18 protein-coding genes are annotated in these 18,129 nt (G+C 71.6%); 9 read left to right on the top strand and 9 right to left on the bottom strand.

The window, feature by feature from the left end:
* Positions 1 to 10: 10 nt before the first annotated feature.
* Complete coding sequence (locus tag CHC09_RS31530; protein WP_089296887.1) at positions 11 to 874, bottom strand: peptidylprolyl isomerase; 864 nt, start codon at positions 872 to 874, stop codon at positions 11 to 13.
* 148 nt (positions 875 to 1,022) lie between these two features.
* Between CHC09_RS31530 and CHC09_RS31525 the strand changes: the two genes are divergently transcribed.
* Both CHC09_RS31525 and hisS read left to right on the top strand, forming a co-directional pair.
* Positions 1,023 to 1,721, top strand: a complete 699-nt coding sequence (locus CHC09_RS31525) for an MBL fold metallo-hydrolase (protein WP_089296886.1) — start codon at positions 1,023 to 1,025, stop codon at positions 1,719 to 1,721.
* 8 nt (positions 1,722 to 1,729) lie between these two features.
* Positions 1,730 to 3,046: a histidine--tRNA ligase gene (gene hisS / locus CHC09_RS31520; RefSeq protein ID WP_089296885.1), complete on the top strand. Its 1,317-nt coding sequence runs from the start codon at positions 1,730 to 1,732 to the stop codon at positions 3,044 to 3,046.
* A gap of 105 nt (positions 3,047 to 3,151) precedes the next feature.
* Here the strand turns inward: hisS and CHC09_RS31515 are convergent, their stop codons facing one another.
* Positions 3,152 to 3,673 (bottom strand): PaaI family thioesterase, encoded by a 522-nt coding sequence (locus CHC09_RS31515; protein WP_089296884.1) that lies wholly within the window; start codon positions 3,671 to 3,673, stop codon positions 3,152 to 3,154.
* Between the two features lie 55 nt (positions 3,674 to 3,728).
* On the opposite strand from CHC09_RS31515, the gene CHC09_RS31510 reads away from it, so the two are divergent.
* From CHC09_RS31510 to CHC09_RS31480, 7 genes are all read left to right on the top strand, one after another.
* The gene (locus CHC09_RS31510; RefSeq protein WP_089296883.1) at positions 3,729 to 4,244 is read left to right on the top strand and encodes a winged helix-turn-helix transcriptional regulator; all 516 of its coding nucleotides are present in this window, start codon (positions 3,729 to 3,731) and stop codon (positions 4,242 to 4,244) included.
* Positions 4,245 to 4,312: 68 nt separating this feature from the next.
* A complete protein-coding gene (locus CHC09_RS31505) occupies positions 4,313 to 5,200 on the top strand; it encodes a cyanophycinase (RefSeq protein WP_089296882.1) in 888 nt (295 codons plus the stop codon).
* Complete coding sequence (gene cphA / locus CHC09_RS31500; protein ID WP_089296881.1) at positions 5,091 to 7,841, top strand: cyanophycin synthetase; 2,751 nt, start codon at positions 5,091 to 5,093, stop codon at positions 7,839 to 7,841. The genes CHC09_RS31505 and cphA overlap by 110 nt, the downstream gene beginning before the upstream one ends.
* A 349-nt stretch (positions 7,842 to 8,190) precedes the next feature.
* Positions 8,191 to 10,122, top strand: coding sequence for a serine/threonine-protein kinase (locus CHC09_RS31495; RefSeq protein WP_239138588.1), 1,932 nt, complete (start codon positions 8,191 to 8,193; stop codon positions 10,120 to 10,122).
* Positions 10,123 to 10,445: 323 nt separating this feature from the next.
* A complete protein-coding gene (locus CHC09_RS31490) occupies positions 10,446 to 10,697 on the top strand; it encodes a hypothetical protein (RefSeq protein WP_089296879.1) in 252 nt (83 codons plus the stop codon).
* A 203-nt stretch (positions 10,698 to 10,900) separates the two neighbouring features.
* A complete protein-coding gene (locus tag CHC09_RS31485; RefSeq protein WP_089296878.1) occupies positions 10,901 to 11,803 on the top strand; it encodes a sigma-70 family RNA polymerase sigma factor in 903 nt (300 codons plus the stop codon).
* Positions 11,804 to 11,879: 76 nt separating this feature from the next.
* A complete protein-coding gene (locus CHC09_RS31480) occupies positions 11,880 to 12,920 on the top strand; it encodes an alcohol dehydrogenase catalytic domain-containing protein (protein WP_089296877.1) in 1,041 nt (346 codons plus the stop codon).
* Positions 12,921 to 12,928: 8 nt separating this feature from the next.
* Here CHC09_RS31480 and CHC09_RS31475 read toward each other — a convergent pair whose 3' ends face one another.
* From CHC09_RS31475 to CHC09_RS31445, 7 genes are all read right to left on the bottom strand, one after another.
* Entirely contained in the window at positions 12,929 to 13,684 is a 756-nt protein-coding gene (locus CHC09_RS31475) for an urease accessory protein UreD (RefSeq protein WP_089296876.1), read from the bottom strand.
* A gap of 13 nt (positions 13,685 to 13,697) precedes the next feature.
* Positions 13,698 to 14,471, bottom strand: coding sequence for an urease accessory protein UreG (gene ureG, locus CHC09_RS31470; RefSeq protein ID WP_089296875.1), 774 nt, complete (start codon positions 14,469 to 14,471; stop codon positions 13,698 to 13,700).
* Positions 14,461 to 15,105, bottom strand: coding sequence for an urease accessory protein UreF (locus CHC09_RS31465; protein WP_089296874.1), 645 nt, complete (start codon positions 15,103 to 15,105; stop codon positions 14,461 to 14,463). The genes ureG and CHC09_RS31465 overlap by 11 nt, the downstream gene beginning before the upstream one ends.
* 13 nt (positions 15,106 to 15,118) lie before the next feature.
* On the bottom strand, positions 15,119 to 16,837 hold the full coding sequence (locus CHC09_RS31460; protein WP_089296873.1) for an urease subunit alpha: 1,719 nt from the start codon (positions 16,835 to 16,837) through the stop codon (positions 15,119 to 15,121).
* Complete coding sequence (locus CHC09_RS31455) at positions 16,834 to 17,157, bottom strand: urease subunit beta (RefSeq protein ID WP_089296872.1); 324 nt, start codon at positions 17,155 to 17,157, stop codon at positions 16,834 to 16,836. Before CHC09_RS31455 ends, CHC09_RS31460 begins: the two co-directional genes overlap by 4 nt.
* On the bottom strand, positions 17,154 to 17,456 hold the full coding sequence (locus CHC09_RS31450; protein ID WP_089296871.1) for an urease subunit gamma: 303 nt from the start codon (positions 17,454 to 17,456) through the stop codon (positions 17,154 to 17,156). The genes CHC09_RS31455 and CHC09_RS31450 overlap by 4 nt, the downstream gene beginning before the upstream one ends.
* A gap of 91 nt (positions 17,457 to 17,547) precedes the next feature.
* Positions 17,548 to 18,123, bottom strand: coding sequence for a TetR/AcrR family transcriptional regulator (locus tag CHC09_RS31445; RefSeq protein ID WP_179277359.1), 576 nt, complete (start codon positions 18,121 to 18,123; stop codon positions 17,548 to 17,550).
* Positions 18,124 to 18,129 lie beyond the last annotated feature (6 nt).

The following is an 18,129-nucleotide window of genomic DNA, read 5'->3' as shown; positions in this document are numbered from 1 at the left end:
TCTTCCGAACTCACGACTGCGCGCTCGCCGAGGGAGCTGCCGCGGCTGCGTCCGCGGCGACGGTCAGGCTCTTGATGGTGATCTTCTCCTTGGGCTTGACCTTGTCGCCCGCGTTGTCGGCCACCGTGGGAATTTTGCCCATCTTCGCCAGGGTGTCCAGTCCGCCGGTCACCTGGCCCACGATCGAGTACTTCGGCGCCGCCGTGGTCGGTGCGTAGTCCTTGAAGAAGATCAGGAACTGGCTGCCGTTGCTGTTGGCCGGGTTACCGATCGTGGCGACGGTGCCCTTGGGGTAGAGCACGGCGGCCTTCGCCCCGGTGCTCGCGCTCGCCGACGGCTCCGGCTGGGCCGGAGCGTTCTCGTCGTAGTAGCTGTACGTGGGACCGCCCTGGCCGGTGCCGCTCGGGTCACCACAGTGCACCGCGCCGATGTCGAGGATCTCGTGGCAGTCGGTGTTGTCGAAGAACTGCTTGCCGGCGAGGTAGGAGAAGCTGGCGGCGGCACAGGGAGCGCTCGCGACGTCCAGGCTCGCCTTGATCGGATCACCCTGGTTGGTGGCGATCGTCATGATCTCGGTGCCGGTCTCCGGAAGGTTCTTGGTGGGCGGGGTGCCCACCTCCTTCAGTTCGGCGTTGGTCGACTTGTCGAGCGGCGACCACAGGCAGACGTCGACGGCCTCGGTGGAAGTCTTCTCGTCCTTGTCGAACGCGCCACCGATCCAGGCGCCGCCCACCGCGACCACCAGAACTGCGAGAGCGATACCGCCACCGGCCAGGACGCGGCGGCGCCTGCGCTCCCGGACGGCCCGGCGAGCCATCTGGCGATCGAATTTCGCGCGCGCGAGCTTGCGCTGCCGGTCCTTGCTGGAGGCCACTTAACGCTGTCCTTCCCTGTGCATGTCAAGGGGTGCGGCACGCCACACGCCCGCAAGAGTGTACGGGTACCTCCTGAGAAAGTGGTGTGCGGCTGCCCAGCTAGGCTCGTTACAATTCGCACCTGTTTTCTGTGAGGGGGACCGGCTCGTGCTCGTCGCCAGCTTTCCGGCGCAGGCCTTCGGCACCAACTGTTATGTGTTGGCCGCCGGCCCGGGCGAGCAGTGCCTGATCGTCGACCCCGGCATCGGTGTGTTGGACCAGCTGGACGAGGTGCTCGCACAGCACCGGCTCGCCCCGGCGGCGGTGCTTCTCACGCACGGTCACCTGGACCACACGTTCTCCGTCGCGCCCGTCTGTGGGGCCCGCGGGATCACCGCGTACGTGCACCCGGACGACCGGGAGATGCTCGCCGACCCGTCGAAGGGGCTGAGCGCCGACCTGAGCTCGCTCTTCGGCGGCCGCCTGGAGTATTCGGAGCCGGACGACGTCGCCTCCCTGACGGACGGCGCGGTGCTGAGCATCGCCGGGCTGGAGATCACGGTCGATCACGCTCCCGGCCATACCGGCGGGTCGGTGCTGTTCCGCCTGCCGGGCGCGACCTCGTCCTGGGACGCGGACGAGGTCTGCCTCTCCGGGGACGTGCTCTTCGCGGGCTCGATCGGACGCACCGACCTGCCGGGTGGCAGCACCCCGACGATGATGGCCACGCTGCGGGACAAGATCCTGCCGATGGCCGACGACACCGTCGTGCTGCCCGGCCACGGACCGGCCACCACCATCGGCCGTGAGCGCGCGTCGAACCCGTACCTGCGGGAGCTGACCGCGGCGCCCGGCCGCTTCCTTTAGGAGAACCAGTGCCCATTTCCGGCTTCCCTGAGTGGCTGCCGTCCCAGCGCATGATCGAGCAGTTCACGCTCGACAAGATTCGCTCCACCTTCGAGCTGTACGGTTTCGCCCCGCTGGAGACCCGTGCCGTCGAGCCGCTGGAGACGCTGCTCTCCAAGGGCGAGACCTCGAAGGAGGTCTACCTGCTGCGCCGCCTGCAGGACACCGCCGACGCACCGGCGAAGGGTGAGGACCAGCTCGGGCTGCACTTCGACCTGACCGTCCCGTTCGCGCGGTTCGTCGTGGAGAACCACGGCAAGCTGCAGTTCCCGTTCCGGCGCTACCAGATCCAGAAGGTGTGGCGGGGGGAGCGGCCGCAGGAGGGCCGCTACCGCGAGTTCCTGCAGGCCGACATCGACGTGGTCAACCGGGACACGCTGCCGTTCCACTTCGACACCGAGATGCCGCTGGTGATCGGTGACGTGTTCCGCTCGCTGCCGATCCCGCCGGTGGTCATCCAGGTCAACAACCGCAAGGTGTGCGAGGGCTTCTACCGCGGTCTCGGCCTCGCCGACACCGGTGAGGTGCTGCGCACGGTCGACAAGCTCGACAAGATCGGCCCGGAGAAGGTGGCGGCCCTGCTGGTGGAGACCGCGGGCGCGACGGACGCGCAGGCGGCCGCCTGTCTGAAGCTGGCGGAGATCTCCGCGTCCGACGGGTCGTTCGTGGACCGGGTGCGGGCGCTGGGCGTCGACGCCCCGCTGCTCGACGAGGGGCTGAGTGAGCTCCTGCAGGTCGTGGAGACGGCCGGTGAGCACGCGCCCGGCCTGGTCCGCGCCGAGCTGAAGATCGCCCGGGGCCTGGACTACTACACCGGCACGGTCTATGAGACCCAGATGCGGGGGTACGAACAGCACGGCTCGATCTGCTCCGGTGGCCGCTACGAGACGCTCGCCTCGGTCGGCAACACCCGCTTCCCCGGCGTCGGCATCTCGATCGGCGTGTCCCGGATGCTGGGCCTGCTCTTCAAGCAGGACGCGCTGAGCGTCTCGCGCTCGGTGCCGACCTGCGTCGTGGTCGCGCTGCCCAGCGACGACCAGCGGGCCGAGTGCGACCGGATCGCGGCCGCGCTGCGCAAGCGGGGCATCCCGACCGAGGTGGCGCCGACCGCGGCGAAGTTCGGCAAGCAGATCCAGTTCGCGGACCGGCGCGGGATTCCGTACGTCTGGTTCCCGGGGTCGCCGAGCACGGTCAAGGACATCCGCTCGGGGGAGCAGGTCGAGGCGGACGCCTCGACCTGGATGCCGCCGGCCGCCGACGTGCACCCGCTGGTCACCGGAGTCTGACGGTACGACCGTGAGCGTCCCGCCCTCGTCGGCGGGGCGCCGGCGGACCTGAGCGGGCCGGGGACCGGACCTCGGACGGGTTCCGGGAGCGGGCCCGTCCGGTGGTCAGCTGGTGGGCAGGTCGAAGATCAGGCAGCTCGACGTGGCGTGGGCGATCAGGCGGCCGCGCGAGTCGGTCAGGCGCGCCTCGGCCAGTGCGGTGCGGCGGCCCTGCTGCAGGACGGCGCCGGTGCAGGTCACGATGCCGGTGTCGACGGTGATCGGGCGCAGGAACTTCACGTTCAGGTCCATGCTGGTGTAGCCGGTGCCGGCGGGCAGGGTGGACTGCACCGAGCAGGCGGCGGCGGTGTCCAGCAGGGTGGAGATGATCCCGCCGTGCACGGTGCCGATCGGGTTGTAGTGGAACTCCTGGGGATCCAGGGTGATGACGACACTGCCCGGCTCGACCACCATGCTGTTGCCGCCGATGAGCTGGAAGACCGGCGGGGGCGGGACGTCGCCGGCCGCCATCGCCCGCAGCACCTCCAGGCCGCTGCGGTGTGCGAACAGCTTGACGTGCTCGGTCGGGTCGGTCCAGGAGAAGGTGCGGGTCCGGGAAGTGACCGAAGCTTCCTGAGTCTGCGTCATAGACGCAGGCTGGCACGGGCTTGCTGCGTCTGTCAACGAGACCTAGCCTGACGGCATGGTCGGTAAGGTCACAAAGCCGAGCGCCCTCGACTGGGACGTGGACAACTGCACCATCTCGCGTGCCATGGAGATTCTCGGCGAGAAGTGGACGATGGTGGTGCTGCGCGAGGTCTTCACCGGCCTCCGCCGCTTCGACGACATGCGGGTGCGGACCAGGATCCCCCGGCAGGTGCTGGCGAACCGGCTGTCCGCGCTGGTCGAGCACGGGGTGCTGCGCCGCGAGCCGTACCAGGAGCCCGGTGCCCGGGTGCGCCATGAGTACCGGCTGACCGAGAAGGGCTTCGACCTCTATCCGGTGCTGATCGCGCTGGCCGGCTGGGGCAACCGGTACCTGGCCGATCCGGAGGGGCCGCCGATCCAGCTCGTGCACCGGGACTGCGCCGCCGAGCTGCACGTCGAGATCTACTGCGCCGAGGAGCACCCGGTGACCGAGCACCGCGACGTCCTGCCGCGGCTGGGGCCCGGTGCGCGGAGGCGGGAGGATACGACCTCCACCGAGCATTCCGATTAGGGGGTTGTTTCGGTTTTGTTCTGATTAGTCTCAGCAGTGGCCGATCTGAGCCCTGCTGAGGAGGCGCGGTGGAGGCCCGACTACTGATCATCGGAGGCGCCGCCGGGCCGGGACTGCTCGTCCGCTTCGTGGAGCTGGCCGGGGCCCGGGCGGCCCGGATCGTGGTGATCGCGACCGCGAGTGAGGCTCCGGAGACCGCCGAGGCGTTCTACGCCCGCACGTTCACCTCGCTGGGCGCGGGCTCGGTCCGCGCGCTACGCCTGAGCACCCGGGCCGAGGCGAACGATCCCGGGGCGGCGGACGTCCTGAGGGACGCGACCGGGGTCTTCTTCACCGGCGGCGACCAGGAGCGGATCACCGCGGTGCTGGGTGGTACGGCCACCGACTCGCTGCTGCAGGAGCTGGTGACGGACGGCTCCGTGGTGCTCGGCGGGACCAGCGCGGGCGCGGCGATGATGTCGGCCACCATGATCGTCGACGGGGACGGCCCCGGGGTGACCGCGGCCAGCGTGCGCACCGGCCCCGGCCTGGAGTTCCTTCCGGGCGTGCTGATCGACCAGCACTTCGCCCAGCGCGGGCGGCTGAACCGGCTGCTCAGCGCGGTCGCCCTGTACCCGCACGAGCTCGGGCTGGGCATCGACGAGGACACCGCGATCCTCACCCACGGCGACCGTTTCGAGGTGCTCGGCAGCGGTGCGGTCACGGTCGTCGACGCGGGCGCCGCCACGGACATCCGGGTGCCGGCGAGCGGGCCGATCGCGCTGGCCGGGGCACGCATCCACGTGTTGCCGGCGGGGCACACCTTCCACCTGACCGGCCGGCGGCCGGGGATTGGGGACCACTCGAATGAGGATCGAGAGTCTGCGCCGCCTGCGCGGCCCCAACGTGTACCTGTCCCGGCCGGCGGTGGTGGCCCGGCTCCGGCTGGAAGAGCTGACCGACCGGGAGACCTCTGACGTCACCGGTTTCACCGAGCGTCTGCTGCGGGCGCTGCCCGGGCTGGCCGAGCACCACTGCGCGGCGGGTGCCCCGGGCGGGTTCGTCAGCCGGCTGCGGGGCGGCACGTACTTCGGTCATGTCGTCGAGCACGTCTGCCTGGAGCTGTCCCAGCTGATCGGCCGGGACGTGAATTTCGGGCGTACCGTCCCGGCCGGCGAACCCGGTGTCTACGACGTGATCGTGGAGTGCCCGCTGGACGAGTCGCCCGAGTCACGAACGCCGGGCGAGCTCTTCGACGTCGCGGTCGACCTGGTGCTGGCCGTCCAGGCCGGGCGGGCCGGCGTGGCGCCGGACGACCGGCTCGCCGGGCTGGCCGCCTTCGCCGAGCGGGAGGCGACCGGTCCGAGCACCCGGTCGATCATCGCGGCCGCCCGGCGGCGGGGTATCCCGGTGGAGCGGTTCGACGACCTCAGCCTGGTCCGGCTCGGCTGGGGTGTGCGGCGGCGGATGGCCTGGGCCGCGATGACCGATCGGACCAGCGGGGTGGGCATCGACATCGCCGGCGACAAGGAGATCACCCGGCGGCTGCTCGGGGAGGCCGGCGTCCCGGTGGCGGCCGGCGGCGCGGCCGACAGCGCGCGGGAGGCGGTCCGGCTCCTGCACGAACTGGGCGCGCCGGTCGTGGTGAAGCCCCGGCAGGGACGGCACGGGGAACACGTCGTGCTCGGGCTGAGCACGCCGGAGGCGGTCGAGCGGGCCTTCGCCGAGGCGGGCGGCGACGTGGTGGTCGAGCGGCAGCTCGCCGGCCGGGACTACCGGGTGCTGATGGTGGCCGGCGAGCTGGTGGCCGCCGCTGAGCGGGTCGCCGCGCATGTTGTCGGCGACGGCCGGTCCACGCTGGCCGAGCTGGTCGAGCGGACCAATGCCGATCCGCGCCGCGGGGTCGGGCACTCACGGGTGCTCACCCGGATCACCCTGGACGAGGCGGCGCTGCGGCTCGCCGGCCGCGCCGCCGACGACGTGCCGCCGGAGGGCGCGATCGTCTGGCTGCGCGACGGCGCCAACCTCTCCACCGGGGGGACCAGCCGGGACGTCACCGACCAGGTGCACGAGGACGTGATCCGGTTGTGCCGGCGGGTGGTCGCGCTGATCGGGCTGGATGTCGCCGGGATCGACCTGCGGCTGCCGGAGATCGCCGCGCCGCTGCCGCCGCCCGGTCCGGAGGACCCGGTGGCCGGGGTGATCGAGGTGAACGCGGTTCCCGGGCTGCGGATGCACCTGGCGCCGGTCCGCGGCCGGGCCCGGGACGTGGGCGACGCGATCGTCCGGGCGATGTTCCCGGGCGGCTCCGACGGCCGGATCCCGACGGTCGCGGTGACCGGCACCAACGGCAAGACGACCGTGACCCGGCTGATCGCGCACCTGCTCAGCGGTGGTGGCCAGCGGGTCGGCGCGGCGACCAGCGACGGGGTCTACGTGGACGGGCGCGCGGTGTTCCTGGCCGACGCGACCGGTCCCCGCTCGGCGCAGCAGGTGCTCGGCGATCCGCAGATCGAGGTGGCGGTGCTGGAGACGGCGCGCGGCGGGCTGTTGCGGCGCGGGCTCGGCTACGACTGGTCGGACGTCGGGGTGATCACCAACATCACCGCCGACCATCTCGGACAGGACGGGCTCGACTCGGTCGAGGACCTGGCGCACGTCAAGGCGGTCGTCGCCGAGCGGGTCCGGGACGGCGGCACGCTGGTCCTGAACGCGGACGACCCGTGGGTGCGCGACCTGGCCACCCGGCCCCGGGTGCGGGCCGACCGGAAACGCCTGGTCTGGTTCGGACTGGACCCGGCGAATCCGGTGCTGACCGAGCACCTGGCGCGGGGCGGTACGGCGTACCTCCTGCACGACGGCTGGCTGACGCAGGCGACCGGAGCGCGGCGCACCCCGCTGCTGCGCCTGACGGAGGTACCCGGGGCGTACGGGGGAGCCGCCCCGTACGCCGCCGCCAACGCTCTCGCCGCGATCGCCGCGGCCCGTGCCGTCGGCGCCCGGCCGGAGACCGTGGCCACCCGGCTCGGCGAGTTCGACCCGAGCGTCGACAACCCGGGCCGGGGCACGCTGCTGCGACTCGGCGACGTCTCGATCTTCCTGGACTACGCGCACAATCCGGCCGCGCTGGCCGCGACGCTGCGCACGCTGCACCGGCTGTGGGGGATGAACCGCTGCCTGGCCGCGGTGACCCTGCCCGGCGACCGCCGCGACGACCTGCTCGCCGCGTCCGCGCAGGTCCTCGCGGACGGGCTGACCCGGGTCGTGCTCTACGACGACCAGGATCGCCGGGGGCGCCCGGCCGGGGAGGTCTCCGCGCTGGTCGAGCGGGAGATGCGGGCGCGCCGGCCGCGGATCCGGGCGGTCCGCGCGGACGGCTGGCGGGAGGCGGTGACCACCGCACTGGGCCTGGCCGCGCCGGGCGATGTCCTGCTGGTCATCTATGAAAAATGGGCGCCGATACGGGAATATCTGGAGGAATTGGGCGCGGCGCCGGCCGATACGCATCCGGTCCTGCCGGCCATGACGACGATCCGGGCGACCCCGCGACTCACCCGGCACCTCGCGGAGAGCGCCCTGGGGGTGTCCGGGAGTGTGACAGATCATGGACATCCATGATCTCTCTGTGTAATTGAACATTGACCGATCGTGCATATGTCCACGATGGGGTGACCCGGGAAGTTGAAACCGCAAGTTCCGACGAAGCGGGCAATCTTGTGTGGACCTGCGTAGGAAAGCGCTTTCCTGCCCTTTCGGGTAACTGCACGCGCCGCTCGGCTGATCCAACTGACCGTAATTATTGCCTGGTAGATCGCGTGCTGATGGGTCGAACTGAGGGGCGATAGGTACTAACATCCTCGCCGTCGATGGGAGATGCTCGGGATCCGATGGCGGGCCCGACTCGCCCGGCGTTGGACAGCATGGCGGTGCGGTCCGGCGTTTCCTCGAAGCGCGCATGTGGGGGCACATGAGCACGACGGACCTGCCCGGTTCGGGTCTGCTCGCCGGCCGATACCGGCTGGTGGAGCGGCTCGGAGCCGGCGGGATGTCAGTGGTTTGGCGAGGGTTCGACGAAGTGCTGGGGCGTCAGGTCGCCGTCAAGGTCCTGCCCCCGTCCACCAGCGCCGATCCCTCCTTCCGTCGACGGCTGCGCGCGGAGGCCCAGGCCGCGGCGCGGCTGAGTCACCCGCACATCACCAACGTCTACGACTACGGCGAGGCCACCACGATCGACGGCGAGCCCGTGCCGTACGTCGTGATGGAGCTCGTCGACGGCGAGTCGCTCGCCGCCGTGCTGGCCCGGGTCCGGACCCTGCCGTGGAACAGCGCCGTGCGGATCAGCGCCGACGTGGCGGCCGCCCTGGCCGCCGCGCACGCGCGCGGGATCGTGCACCGCGACGTCACCCCGGCCAACGTCATGCTCACCCAGTCCGGGGCGAAGGTGGTCGACTTCGGCATCTCCGCCCTGATCGGGGAGAACGACACCGACCCGGACGGCAGTCTGCTCGGCACCCCGGCCTACCTGGCGCCCGAGCGCCTGGAGGGCGGCCAGGTCAGCCCGGCCACCGACGTCTACGCGGTCGGCCTGCTGATCTACCGCATGCTGATCGGTCAGCTCCCGTGGGACGTGGGCACCACCACGGCCCTGCTCCGCGCCCACCAGTACGTGGAGCCCGATCCGCTGCCGCCGGTCGACGGGCTGCCGCACGAGGTCGACGCGCTGGTCGGCCGTTGCCTGGAGAAGCGCCCGGCGGACCGCCCGCCGACCGCCGAGGTGGCGCACCTGCTGGCCGCCGTCGCGGCGGGCGCCCCGATGCCGGGCAACAGCGGCTTCCACGGTGGCTGGGAGGACAGCGGCGAGGACACCACGATCCTTCCGTCGGGCTACCCCTACGCCGGGCTGGGACCGGCGGCCGCTGCCGCCGCGGCGCTTCCGCCCGCTTACCAGGAGATCGGCCCGCGGGGCCCGCAGCTGCGTCCCGGAGCCGGTGGGCCGTCGACCGCCCCGGCGGACAATCGCCCCCCGGCCCGCAGCCGGAAGCAGCTCCAGGCCCGCCGCGCCCTGGTGGTGGCGGGCACCGTCGCGCTGATCAGCGCGCTGACGTACGGCTGGAGCCTGGCCGCCGGCCTGACCGAGGGCGACGATCGGGCCAACGCGGTCACGCCCGGCCCCAGCCTGGTTCCGGCGGCCGGCAACTGCATCGTCAGTTACGCCGTCTGGTCGCAGGGCAACGGCCGGTTCAAGGCCCAGGTGACCCTCGCCAACCGGGACGACAAGCCGGTCGACAATTGGAAACTCTGGTTCCTGATGCCGGGCGACCAGACGATCTCCGGCCAGGGCAAGGTCGACCTGACCCAGGACCAGCGCGCGGTCACCGTCCAGTCGGCCGGCCCGCTCGAGCCGCAGAAGAACACCACCCTGCAGATCACCGGACGGTTCGCGCAGAGCAACGCCGCCCCGATGCTCTTCCAGCTGAATGGGAAGAACTGTCAGGCGTACGTGTCCAGCGAGCCGGGCGAGCCGTCCCGGCCGGTGGAGCAGCTCTCCGACGGCACGGTCCGGCTCGGCGCGCCGGCGTCGGAGTCCACGCCGACGCCCGGCATCTCCGTCGACCCGGGCGGCATCGTGCACATCACGCCCACCAGCGGCGCGCCGGCCGCGACCACGACGACCACCCCGGCTCCCGGGTCGAGCAACTCGTCGGCGCCGATCAACGGCGGCGACGATCCGACCGGTGGGCCGACCGACACCATCCCGCCGAAGCCGGGCGATTCGCCGACACCGACGACCGTGGCGTCGACCTCCACCAGCAGTCCGGCCGTGGAACCGCCGCCGGCGCCGGGCACGTCGGTGGACGGCTGCGACGTGGTCGACTGTGTGGATATCGTCGACGAGTGAGCCGATCGGGTCGGGCGTGATCGGCCGACCCGGCAGGGTTCGCCGGGGCTGAGAAAACAAGAGGTCGAATCGGTGTGAGCCGCGTTACGGTGGGATCGAGAAACGACAGACGCTCTGCTTTGATCCGCCCCGGTTCAGCGTGTTGCTCAACCGAACTTCTACTGCCGGGATTGCGGTGCTTTCGCACGGCGTGGCTGCCAACCGGCAGGCGCCTCACGGGGATCATGGTGATCACCGTGGGGCTGAGAACGGCGGCCATGTCTGCGTCCGCGTGAGCGTCGGCCGGACCAAACAAGCAGGTCGTCGCAACGGGGAGTTCGACAATGATCAGCACTGTGAAGGATCTGGCCGCCGAGGCACTTTTCGTCTCGTGCCTGCAGCCGTCTGAGTGCCCCAGCCGCATTGCCGTGGAGGAGGCGATCACCAACATGATCCTCCTGTACGGCAGCGATGGATGCGCCGCCGGCGTGGCCACCGAGTTCGGTGATCACCCCGACGTGGCGGTCCGCCGGATGCGCTGGGTGCAGACGGCGCTCGCAGAGGTCGTGACGATGTGTGTCCCGTCGCTGCACTGAAGATTTCCCAACATAGAGAGACGACCCGCAGGCCAGCCCCGGCCGAGCGGGTCGTTTTTTTGCAGTGATCTGCCGGACCTGAGGGTTTATGCGAAAAAACTCCACAAAAGCAACTGAGTTCGGGCCCCACTGCACCCGAAGGCGGCAAGTGTTCTTCTCGTCAGCCGGTTCACCAGCCGGTTCGTACGAGCGAGGAGGACTACGTGACCGCCACGACCCAAGTCCCCGCCGCCATCGGCATCACTCATGACGCGCCCTCCGCGCGCGACATCGAGGACCTGATCCGCGAGAACATGCCGATGGTTGGCCACCTGGTTCGGGAATTGCTCAACCGGGTGCCCGGCCACGTCCACGCGGACGACCTCTCCTCAGCCGGGTTCGCGGCACTGCTCGGAGCGGCTCGTTCCTTCGACGTGACCCGCGGGATCCCCTTCCACCGCTTCGCCGCCGTGCGGATCCGGGGCGCGCTGCTGGACGAACTCCGGGGTCAGGACTGGGCGAGCCGATCGGTGCGGGCCAGGGCGCGGCGTGCGGCCACCGCCCGCCAGGAGCTCACCGCCGCGCTCGGGCGAACCCCCAGCGACGCCGAGGTGGCCGAGATGCTCGGCGTCGGGGTCTCCGAGCTGGCGAGCGTCGAGGACGACGTGCAGAAGGCGTCGTTGCTGAGCCTGCAGGGCTTCCCCACCGGGGCGGCTGAGGAGATGGTGCCGGAGCTGTCCGAGGGGCCCGAGGACCTGCTGCTCAAGCGGGAACGCCTGGGCTATCTGCACCAGGCCATCCAGGCGCTGCCCGAGCGCCTGCGCCAGGTCGTGGAGGAGTCGTTCCTGCAGGAACAGCCGCTCAGCGAGGTCGCGGCCCGGCTCGGGGTGACCGAGTCGCGGATCTCCCAGCTCCGGACCGAAGCGCTGCGGCTGCTGCGGGAGGGCCTGAACAGCTCGCTCGCGCCGGAGTTGCTCACCGTCGCGGCCGGCGGACCGCGTACCCGAAAGGGATGTCTGCAGCGGCGCCGCAGCGAATACTTCGCGAAGGTGCAGCAACAGGGCAATCTGCACACGCGGCTCGCGCTGACCGACAGCCACGGCGTACCCATCGCGGTCGCCGCCTGAGGTCCGCGGGCGGCTCCCGCGCCGCTGTGCGCGGAGCCGATTGCGGCGGTACGACGTACCGCCGCACGATGTACCGATGCGTGCCGTAGTCATCGATGCCGTCCGTGCCCGGCCCGAGGTCCGGGAGGTTCCCGATCCCACGGCCCCGCCCGGCGGGGTGGTGGTCCGGGTGATGGCCACCGGGATCTGCCGCAGCGACTGGCACGGCTGGGCGGGCCACGACGACGAGATCGTCTTCCCGCACGTGCCGGGCCATGAACTCGCCGGTGTGGTGACCCAGGTGGGCCCGGGGGTCGGCCGCTGGACGGTTGGCGACCGGGTGACCGTCCCGTTCGTCTGCGGCTGCGGCCGGTGCGAGTGGTGCCGGAGCGGGCAGGCGCAGATCTGCCCCGACCAGCGGCAGCCGGGGTTCACCCACTGGGGGTCGTTCGCCGGGTACGTCGTGCTGCACGCCGCCGACACCAACCTGGTGGCCATCCCCGAACAGGTCGGCTTCGCGGCCGCGGCGAGTCTCGGCTGCCGGTTCGCCACGGCCTACCGCGCCCTGGCCGGCCGCGCGAGGGTCGCCGAGGGGGAGTGGGTGACCGTGGTCGGCGCGGGCGGCGTGGGGCTGAGCGCCGTGATGATCGCCCGCGCCCTGGGCGGCCGGGTGATCGCGGTGGACCGGAATCCGGAGGCGCTGGCCGTGGCCGCCGCGCTCGGCGCGGAGCACACCCTGCGCGTCGGTGACGCCGACCTCCCGGCCGCGGTCGCGGAACTCACCGGCGGTGGCGGCCACGTCGCCGTCGACGCGGTCGGCAGCGAGCAGGCGTGCGCCGACGCGATCCTCAGCCTGCGCCGCCGGGGCCGGCACGTCCAGATCGGCCTGCTGCCGCCGGTCGGCGGGCACCCGCGGGTGCCGATGTCGCGGGTGATCGGCTGGGAACTCGATCTGCTGGGCAGCCACGGGATGGCGGCGGCCGACTATCCGGGCATGCTGGCGCTGATCGAGCGCGGTGTGCTGCAACCCCAGCGCTTGATCGAACGCACCGTCGGGCTCGACGAGGCGGCGTCGCTGCTGCCCGGCTTCGACCAGGCGACGGTCGCGGGCATGACCATCGTCGACCCGGCCCACTGACGACCGGGTCAGGCCGGGACGGGCGCCTTCGCCGTCGGGTGAGCGGCGCAGAACGGGTCGAGGACCGCGCGGACCGCACGGATGTCCGCGTCGACCGCGGTCGCCAGCAGGCCCGGCCCCGCGAGCGGCATGACCGCCGCGTTCGGCGTGGCCGATCCGGCGGTCAGGGTGGCCGGACCCGCCGTGACGACGGTGCCGAGGGCGCGGGCGTCGCCGAGCACCGCGGCGCCGTTCCAGCCCGCCGCGCGGGGGCCGACGGCGAGCTCGTGCCGGTGCAGGGTGCTGCCGTCGTACCTGATCAGGGTGTCAGCGACGAAGTCGCCGGGGTCCTCACCGTGCCGGCCGCAGACCAGGTCGTCGCGCCACAACAGCGCCCCACCCGCCGCCACCGCGACCCTGGTGATCGCGAGGTGATCGCAGCCGGCGGCGGCGATCAGCGGCTCCGGGATCCACCGCAGCGTCCCACCCGCCGCGACCGTCGCGTTGATCGTCAACCGGGAGGCCGGCGCGGGCCGCCCCGGGAGCGCGAGCTGCGCGGCGACACTGAGCAGCTCCAGCCAGGCCCCGGGGCCGACCTCGATGTCCAGCCGCAGCTCGTCACCGCGCAACGGACCCGCGGCGCCACCGACGAGATGCACGGTGACGCCACCGGCCACCCGGGGTCCGGTCTGCCGCAGCAGCAGCGGCGACTGTCCGCGCAACACCGCGAGCCGGGTGCCGCCGAGCCCGTCCGACTCCGCGACGACCCGTGCCTCAGCCTTCAAACCGGCGCTCCCTCTACAGCTCTCGTCCGTGCTCGCGGGCCGCCACCAGGCCGCGGATCCAGTCGGCGACCGGCGCCGCGGCCCTGTCCTCGGCCAGGGACAGGAAGACCGTCGGCAGCTCGTGCCGGCGGGCCTTCGCGTCCCGTTCCATCACCGAGAGATCCGCGTTCACCAGCGGCGCCAGATCAGTCTTGTTGATCACGAGGAGGTCCGCGGTGGTCACCCCCGGCCCGCCCTTGCGCGGCACCTTGTCGCCCCCGGACACATCGATCACGAAGATCTGCCGGTCGATCAGACCCTTGCTGAACGTGGCGGTCAGGTTGTCTCCGCCGCTCTCCACCAGCACCAGGTCCAGCGGCCCGAGCGAGGACTCCAGGTCCTCCACCGCGTCGAGGTTGGCCGAGATGTCGTCCCGGATCGCGGTGTGCGGGCAGCAGCCGGTCTCCACCGCCCGGATCCGCTCCGCCGGGAGAACCCCGTTGCGCAGCAGGAAGTCCGCGTCCTCGGTGGTGTAGATGTCGTTCGTCACGACGGCCAGCCGCAGCTGTTCGCCGAGCGCCCGGCAGAGCGCCGCCACCAGGGCGGTCTTGCCGGAGCCGACCGGCCCGCCGATGCCGACGCGCAGGGCCCGCGGGCCGCTGTGCAGGGGGGCGTGCGGGTCGACACCCGGATCGGGGTGCGTGTGCGGAACCTCATCGGGGCCGTGTTCGTGCGGCTCAAGATGCTGCGGTTCAGAATGCTGCGGTTCAGGATGCTGCGGTTCAGGATGCTGCGGTTCAGGATGCAAAGAGACGCACCTCCCAGGTGGCGTGATGCTCGGCGCCGATGTCGAGCAGGGGAGCGCCCGCGGCCGGCAGTTCGTCGACCGGGTCACCGGACCGGGCCGCGGCGAGTTCCGCGATCCGGTCGCATTCGGGGGCGAGTCGCGCCAGCAGCGCGTGCACCGCGTACGGATCGAGTCCCAGCAGCCGGACCGCCGCGCTGGCCGAGCCGGTGATCGTGCCGTGCGCCGCCGCGACCGCCGCCTCGTGGGGCGACAGCCCGGCGGCCGACGCCAGCGCGCCGAGCGCGACCGGCTGATGGGGTTCGCGGCCGATCGCGGCGACCGGCCACATCGCCCGTCCGGCCCGCAGCAGCGCCCGTCCCTGCGCCCGCGACGCCTTCCGCAGCGCCGGCGACGGGGTCCGGGCGTCGAGTCCGGCGTCGAGCCCCGCGAAGGCCGCGGGCGCGGCACAGGCCGCCGCCGCGAACGCCGCCGAGACGAGCGCGCTGGTCGCCAGCTTGCCGCGGAGGAACCCGTCCAGGTCGGCGACGGACCGCACCCGGCCGGCGGAGACCTGGGCCTCCAGACCGGCCGAGTGCGCGTGCCCGCCGGACGGCAGCCGTCCGTCGGCGAGCAGCAGCAGCGTGGCGAGACTCATCGGGCTGTGCTCGTCAGAACAGGAAGTACCGCTGGGCCATGGGCAGTTCGGTGACCGGATCGGGCTCGACGACCTCGCCGTCGATCCGGACCTCGAACGTGTCGGCGCTGACCTCGATCCGCGGCATCGCGTCGTTCAGCGGCATGTCGGTCTTGCCGACCGATCGCGTGTCGCCGACCGGGACCAGCGTGCGCTTCACCCCGATCCGGTCGCCGAGCAGCGCGTCGATGGCCGCCGGGGCGACGAACGCGAGCGAGGTCTGCGCCGGGACGACACCGTAGGAGCCGAACATCGGGCGCGGCAGCATCGGCTGCGGCGTCGGGATCGACGCGTTCGCGTCGCCCATCTGCGCGTACGCGATCATTCCGCCCTTGATCACCAGAGCCGGCCGCACGCCGAAGAAGGCCGGATCCCAGAGCACCAGGTCGGCGAGTTTGCCCTCCTCGACCGACCCGACCTGGCTCGCCATCCCGTGTGCGACGGCCGGGCAGATCGTGTACTTGGCGACGTACCTCTTGGCCCGGTTGTTGTCGGCCCGCCCGTCGCCGGCCAGCGCGCCGCGGCGCGCCTTCATGACGTGCGCCGTCTGCCAGGTCCGCATGATCACTTCGCCGACCCGCCCCATCGCCTGCGAGTCGGACCCGATCATCGAGATCGCCCCGAGGTCGTGCAGCAGATCCTCGGCCGCCATCGTCGACGGCCGGATCCGGCTCTCCGCGAAGGCCAGGTCCTCCGGCACCGCCGAGTTCAGGTGGTGGCAGACCATCAGCATGTCGAGGTGCTCGGCGAGGGTGTTCCGGGTGTACGGCCGGGTCGGGTTCGTCGACGACGGCAGTACGTTGGGGTGCGACGCCACGGTGATGATGTCCGGCGCGTGGCCGCCCCCGGCGCCTTCGGTGTGGTAGGCGTGGATCGACCGCCCGCCGATCGCCCGGATCGTCTCCTCGACGAACCCGGCCTCGTTCAGGGTGTCCGTGTGGATCGCCGCCTGGACGCCGGAGGCGTCACACACCTTGAGGCAGGCGTCGATCGCGGCTGGCGTCGTACCCCAGTCCTCGTGCAGTTTGAAGCCGCCCGCACCGCCCCGGAGCTGCTCCCACATGGACTCCTCGGAGACGGTGTTGCCCTTGCCGAGCAGCAGCACGTTGATCGGGAACGTGTCGATCGCCTCGAGCATCCGCGCGAGGTGCCAGGCGTTCGGCGTGACGGTGGTCGCCTTGGTGCCCTCGGCCGGGCCGGTCCCGCCGCCGATGATCGTGGTGATGCCGGACGCGATCGCGGTGTCCAGGATGGTCGGGCTGATCAGGTGCACGTGACTGTCGATCGCCCCGGCCGTCAGGATCTTGCCGTTGCCCGCGATGATCTCGGTGCTGGCGCCGATCATCAGGGCCGGGTGCACGCCGTCCATGGTGTCCGGGTTTCCGGCCTTGCCGATCGCGGTGATCCGCCCGTCGCGGATGCCGACATCGGCCTTGACGATGCCCCAGTGGTCGAGCACGACCACGCCGGTGATCACGGTGTCCGGCGCGCCCTCGGCGCGGGTGACCCGGGACTGGCCCATCGACTCGCGGATCACCTTGCCGCCGCCGAAGACGACCTCGTCACCGGGGGCCGGCCCGGCGCTGCGGTCCTCTTCGATCTCGATCAGCAGGTTCGTGTCGGCGAGCCGGATCCGGTCGCCGGCGGTCGGTCCGTAGAGCGCCGCGTACCGGTCGCGGTCCAGCGAGGTCATGCCGGCTCTCCGCGGTCCAGCGGGCCGGCGGCCAGGCCGCGCAGGCCCGGCACCACCCGGTTGCCGGCGAGCGGGACCAGGGTGACGTCGCGGGGCATGCCCGGTTCGAAACGGACCGAGGTGCCGGCCGGGACGCCGAGCCGGTGGCCCCAGGCGGCGGTGCGGTCGAACTCCAGGGCCGCGTTCGACTCGGCGAAGTGGAAGTGCGAGCCGACCTGCACCGGCCGGTCGCCGATGTTGTGGACGGTCAGGATCAGCGTCGTCCGGCCCGGATTGATCGCGATCGTGCCGTCGCCGAGGAGGACCTCGCCCGGGATCACGAGATCGGCCCGTGGACGGTGACCAGCTTGGTGCCGTCCGGGAAGGTGGCCTCCACCTGCACCTCGGCGAGCATCTCGGGCACTCCCTCCAGGACGTCGTCGCGGGTGAGCACCCGGCGCCCGGCGTCCATCAGCTCGACGACGCTTCTGCCGTCGCGCGCCCCCTCCAGCAGGAAGGCGGTGATGATCGCGGTGGCCTCGGGATGGTTCAGCTTGAGTCCGCGGTCGCGCCGCTTCTGAGCGACGTCGGCGGCCACGTGGATGAGCAGTCGGTCCTGCTCGTGCCGGCTGAGGAACAAAGGAACCTCCTGGGTGCGCCCGGAGATGCTCGCATTTGGAAGTTTCCGACGTGTAACCGTTCCGTGTTTCACCGTGATGACGACGAGCGGGTCAGGCGCCCAGGCGGGCCTCGATTCCGTCCACGAGCAGGCTCACGGCGAGGGCGAAGCCGGCGTCGTCCGCCTCCCCGGTGCCGATCAGGCGCTGCATCGTCCCGTTGACTTCGGTCAGTAACAATCCGCCCACCATCACCGCCAGGACGGCGCCGGTCTGCTCCACCTCGGGATCGGGCAGTCCGGCGCTGCGCAGCACCACGCAGAGTGATTGCCACATCGGGCCGCGCCGCTGGATGAAGTCGTCGTCGGCGAAGGCGTGCCGCATCAGGTGCGGGTGGGCCAGGCTCAGGGCGCGGAACTCGTAGGCGAGCCGGGTCAGCTGCTCCTGCCACGTGCCCGGTCCGACTGCGATGTGTCGAGCACCCTCCGTGACGAGCCGAGTAATTCCGTCGACCACGGCTGCCTTGTTCGTCACATGGTGGTAGAGCGACATCGGGTTCACTCCGAGTAGTGCTGCCAGCTTGCGCATGCTCAGAGCCTGGATGCCGTCGGCGTCGACCATCTCCAGCGCGGTCGACAAGATCAGATCTTTTGTTAAACGTTGATCAACTGAATTTGCACCCACAGCCATACGCCG

The sequence above is a fragment of the Actinoplanes regularis genome, assembly GCF_900188005.1.
GTDB lineage: Bacteria > Actinomycetota > Actinomycetes > Mycobacteriales > Micromonosporaceae > Actinoplanes > Actinoplanes regularis.
This window is presented reverse-complemented; position numbering and strand designations above follow the sequence as displayed.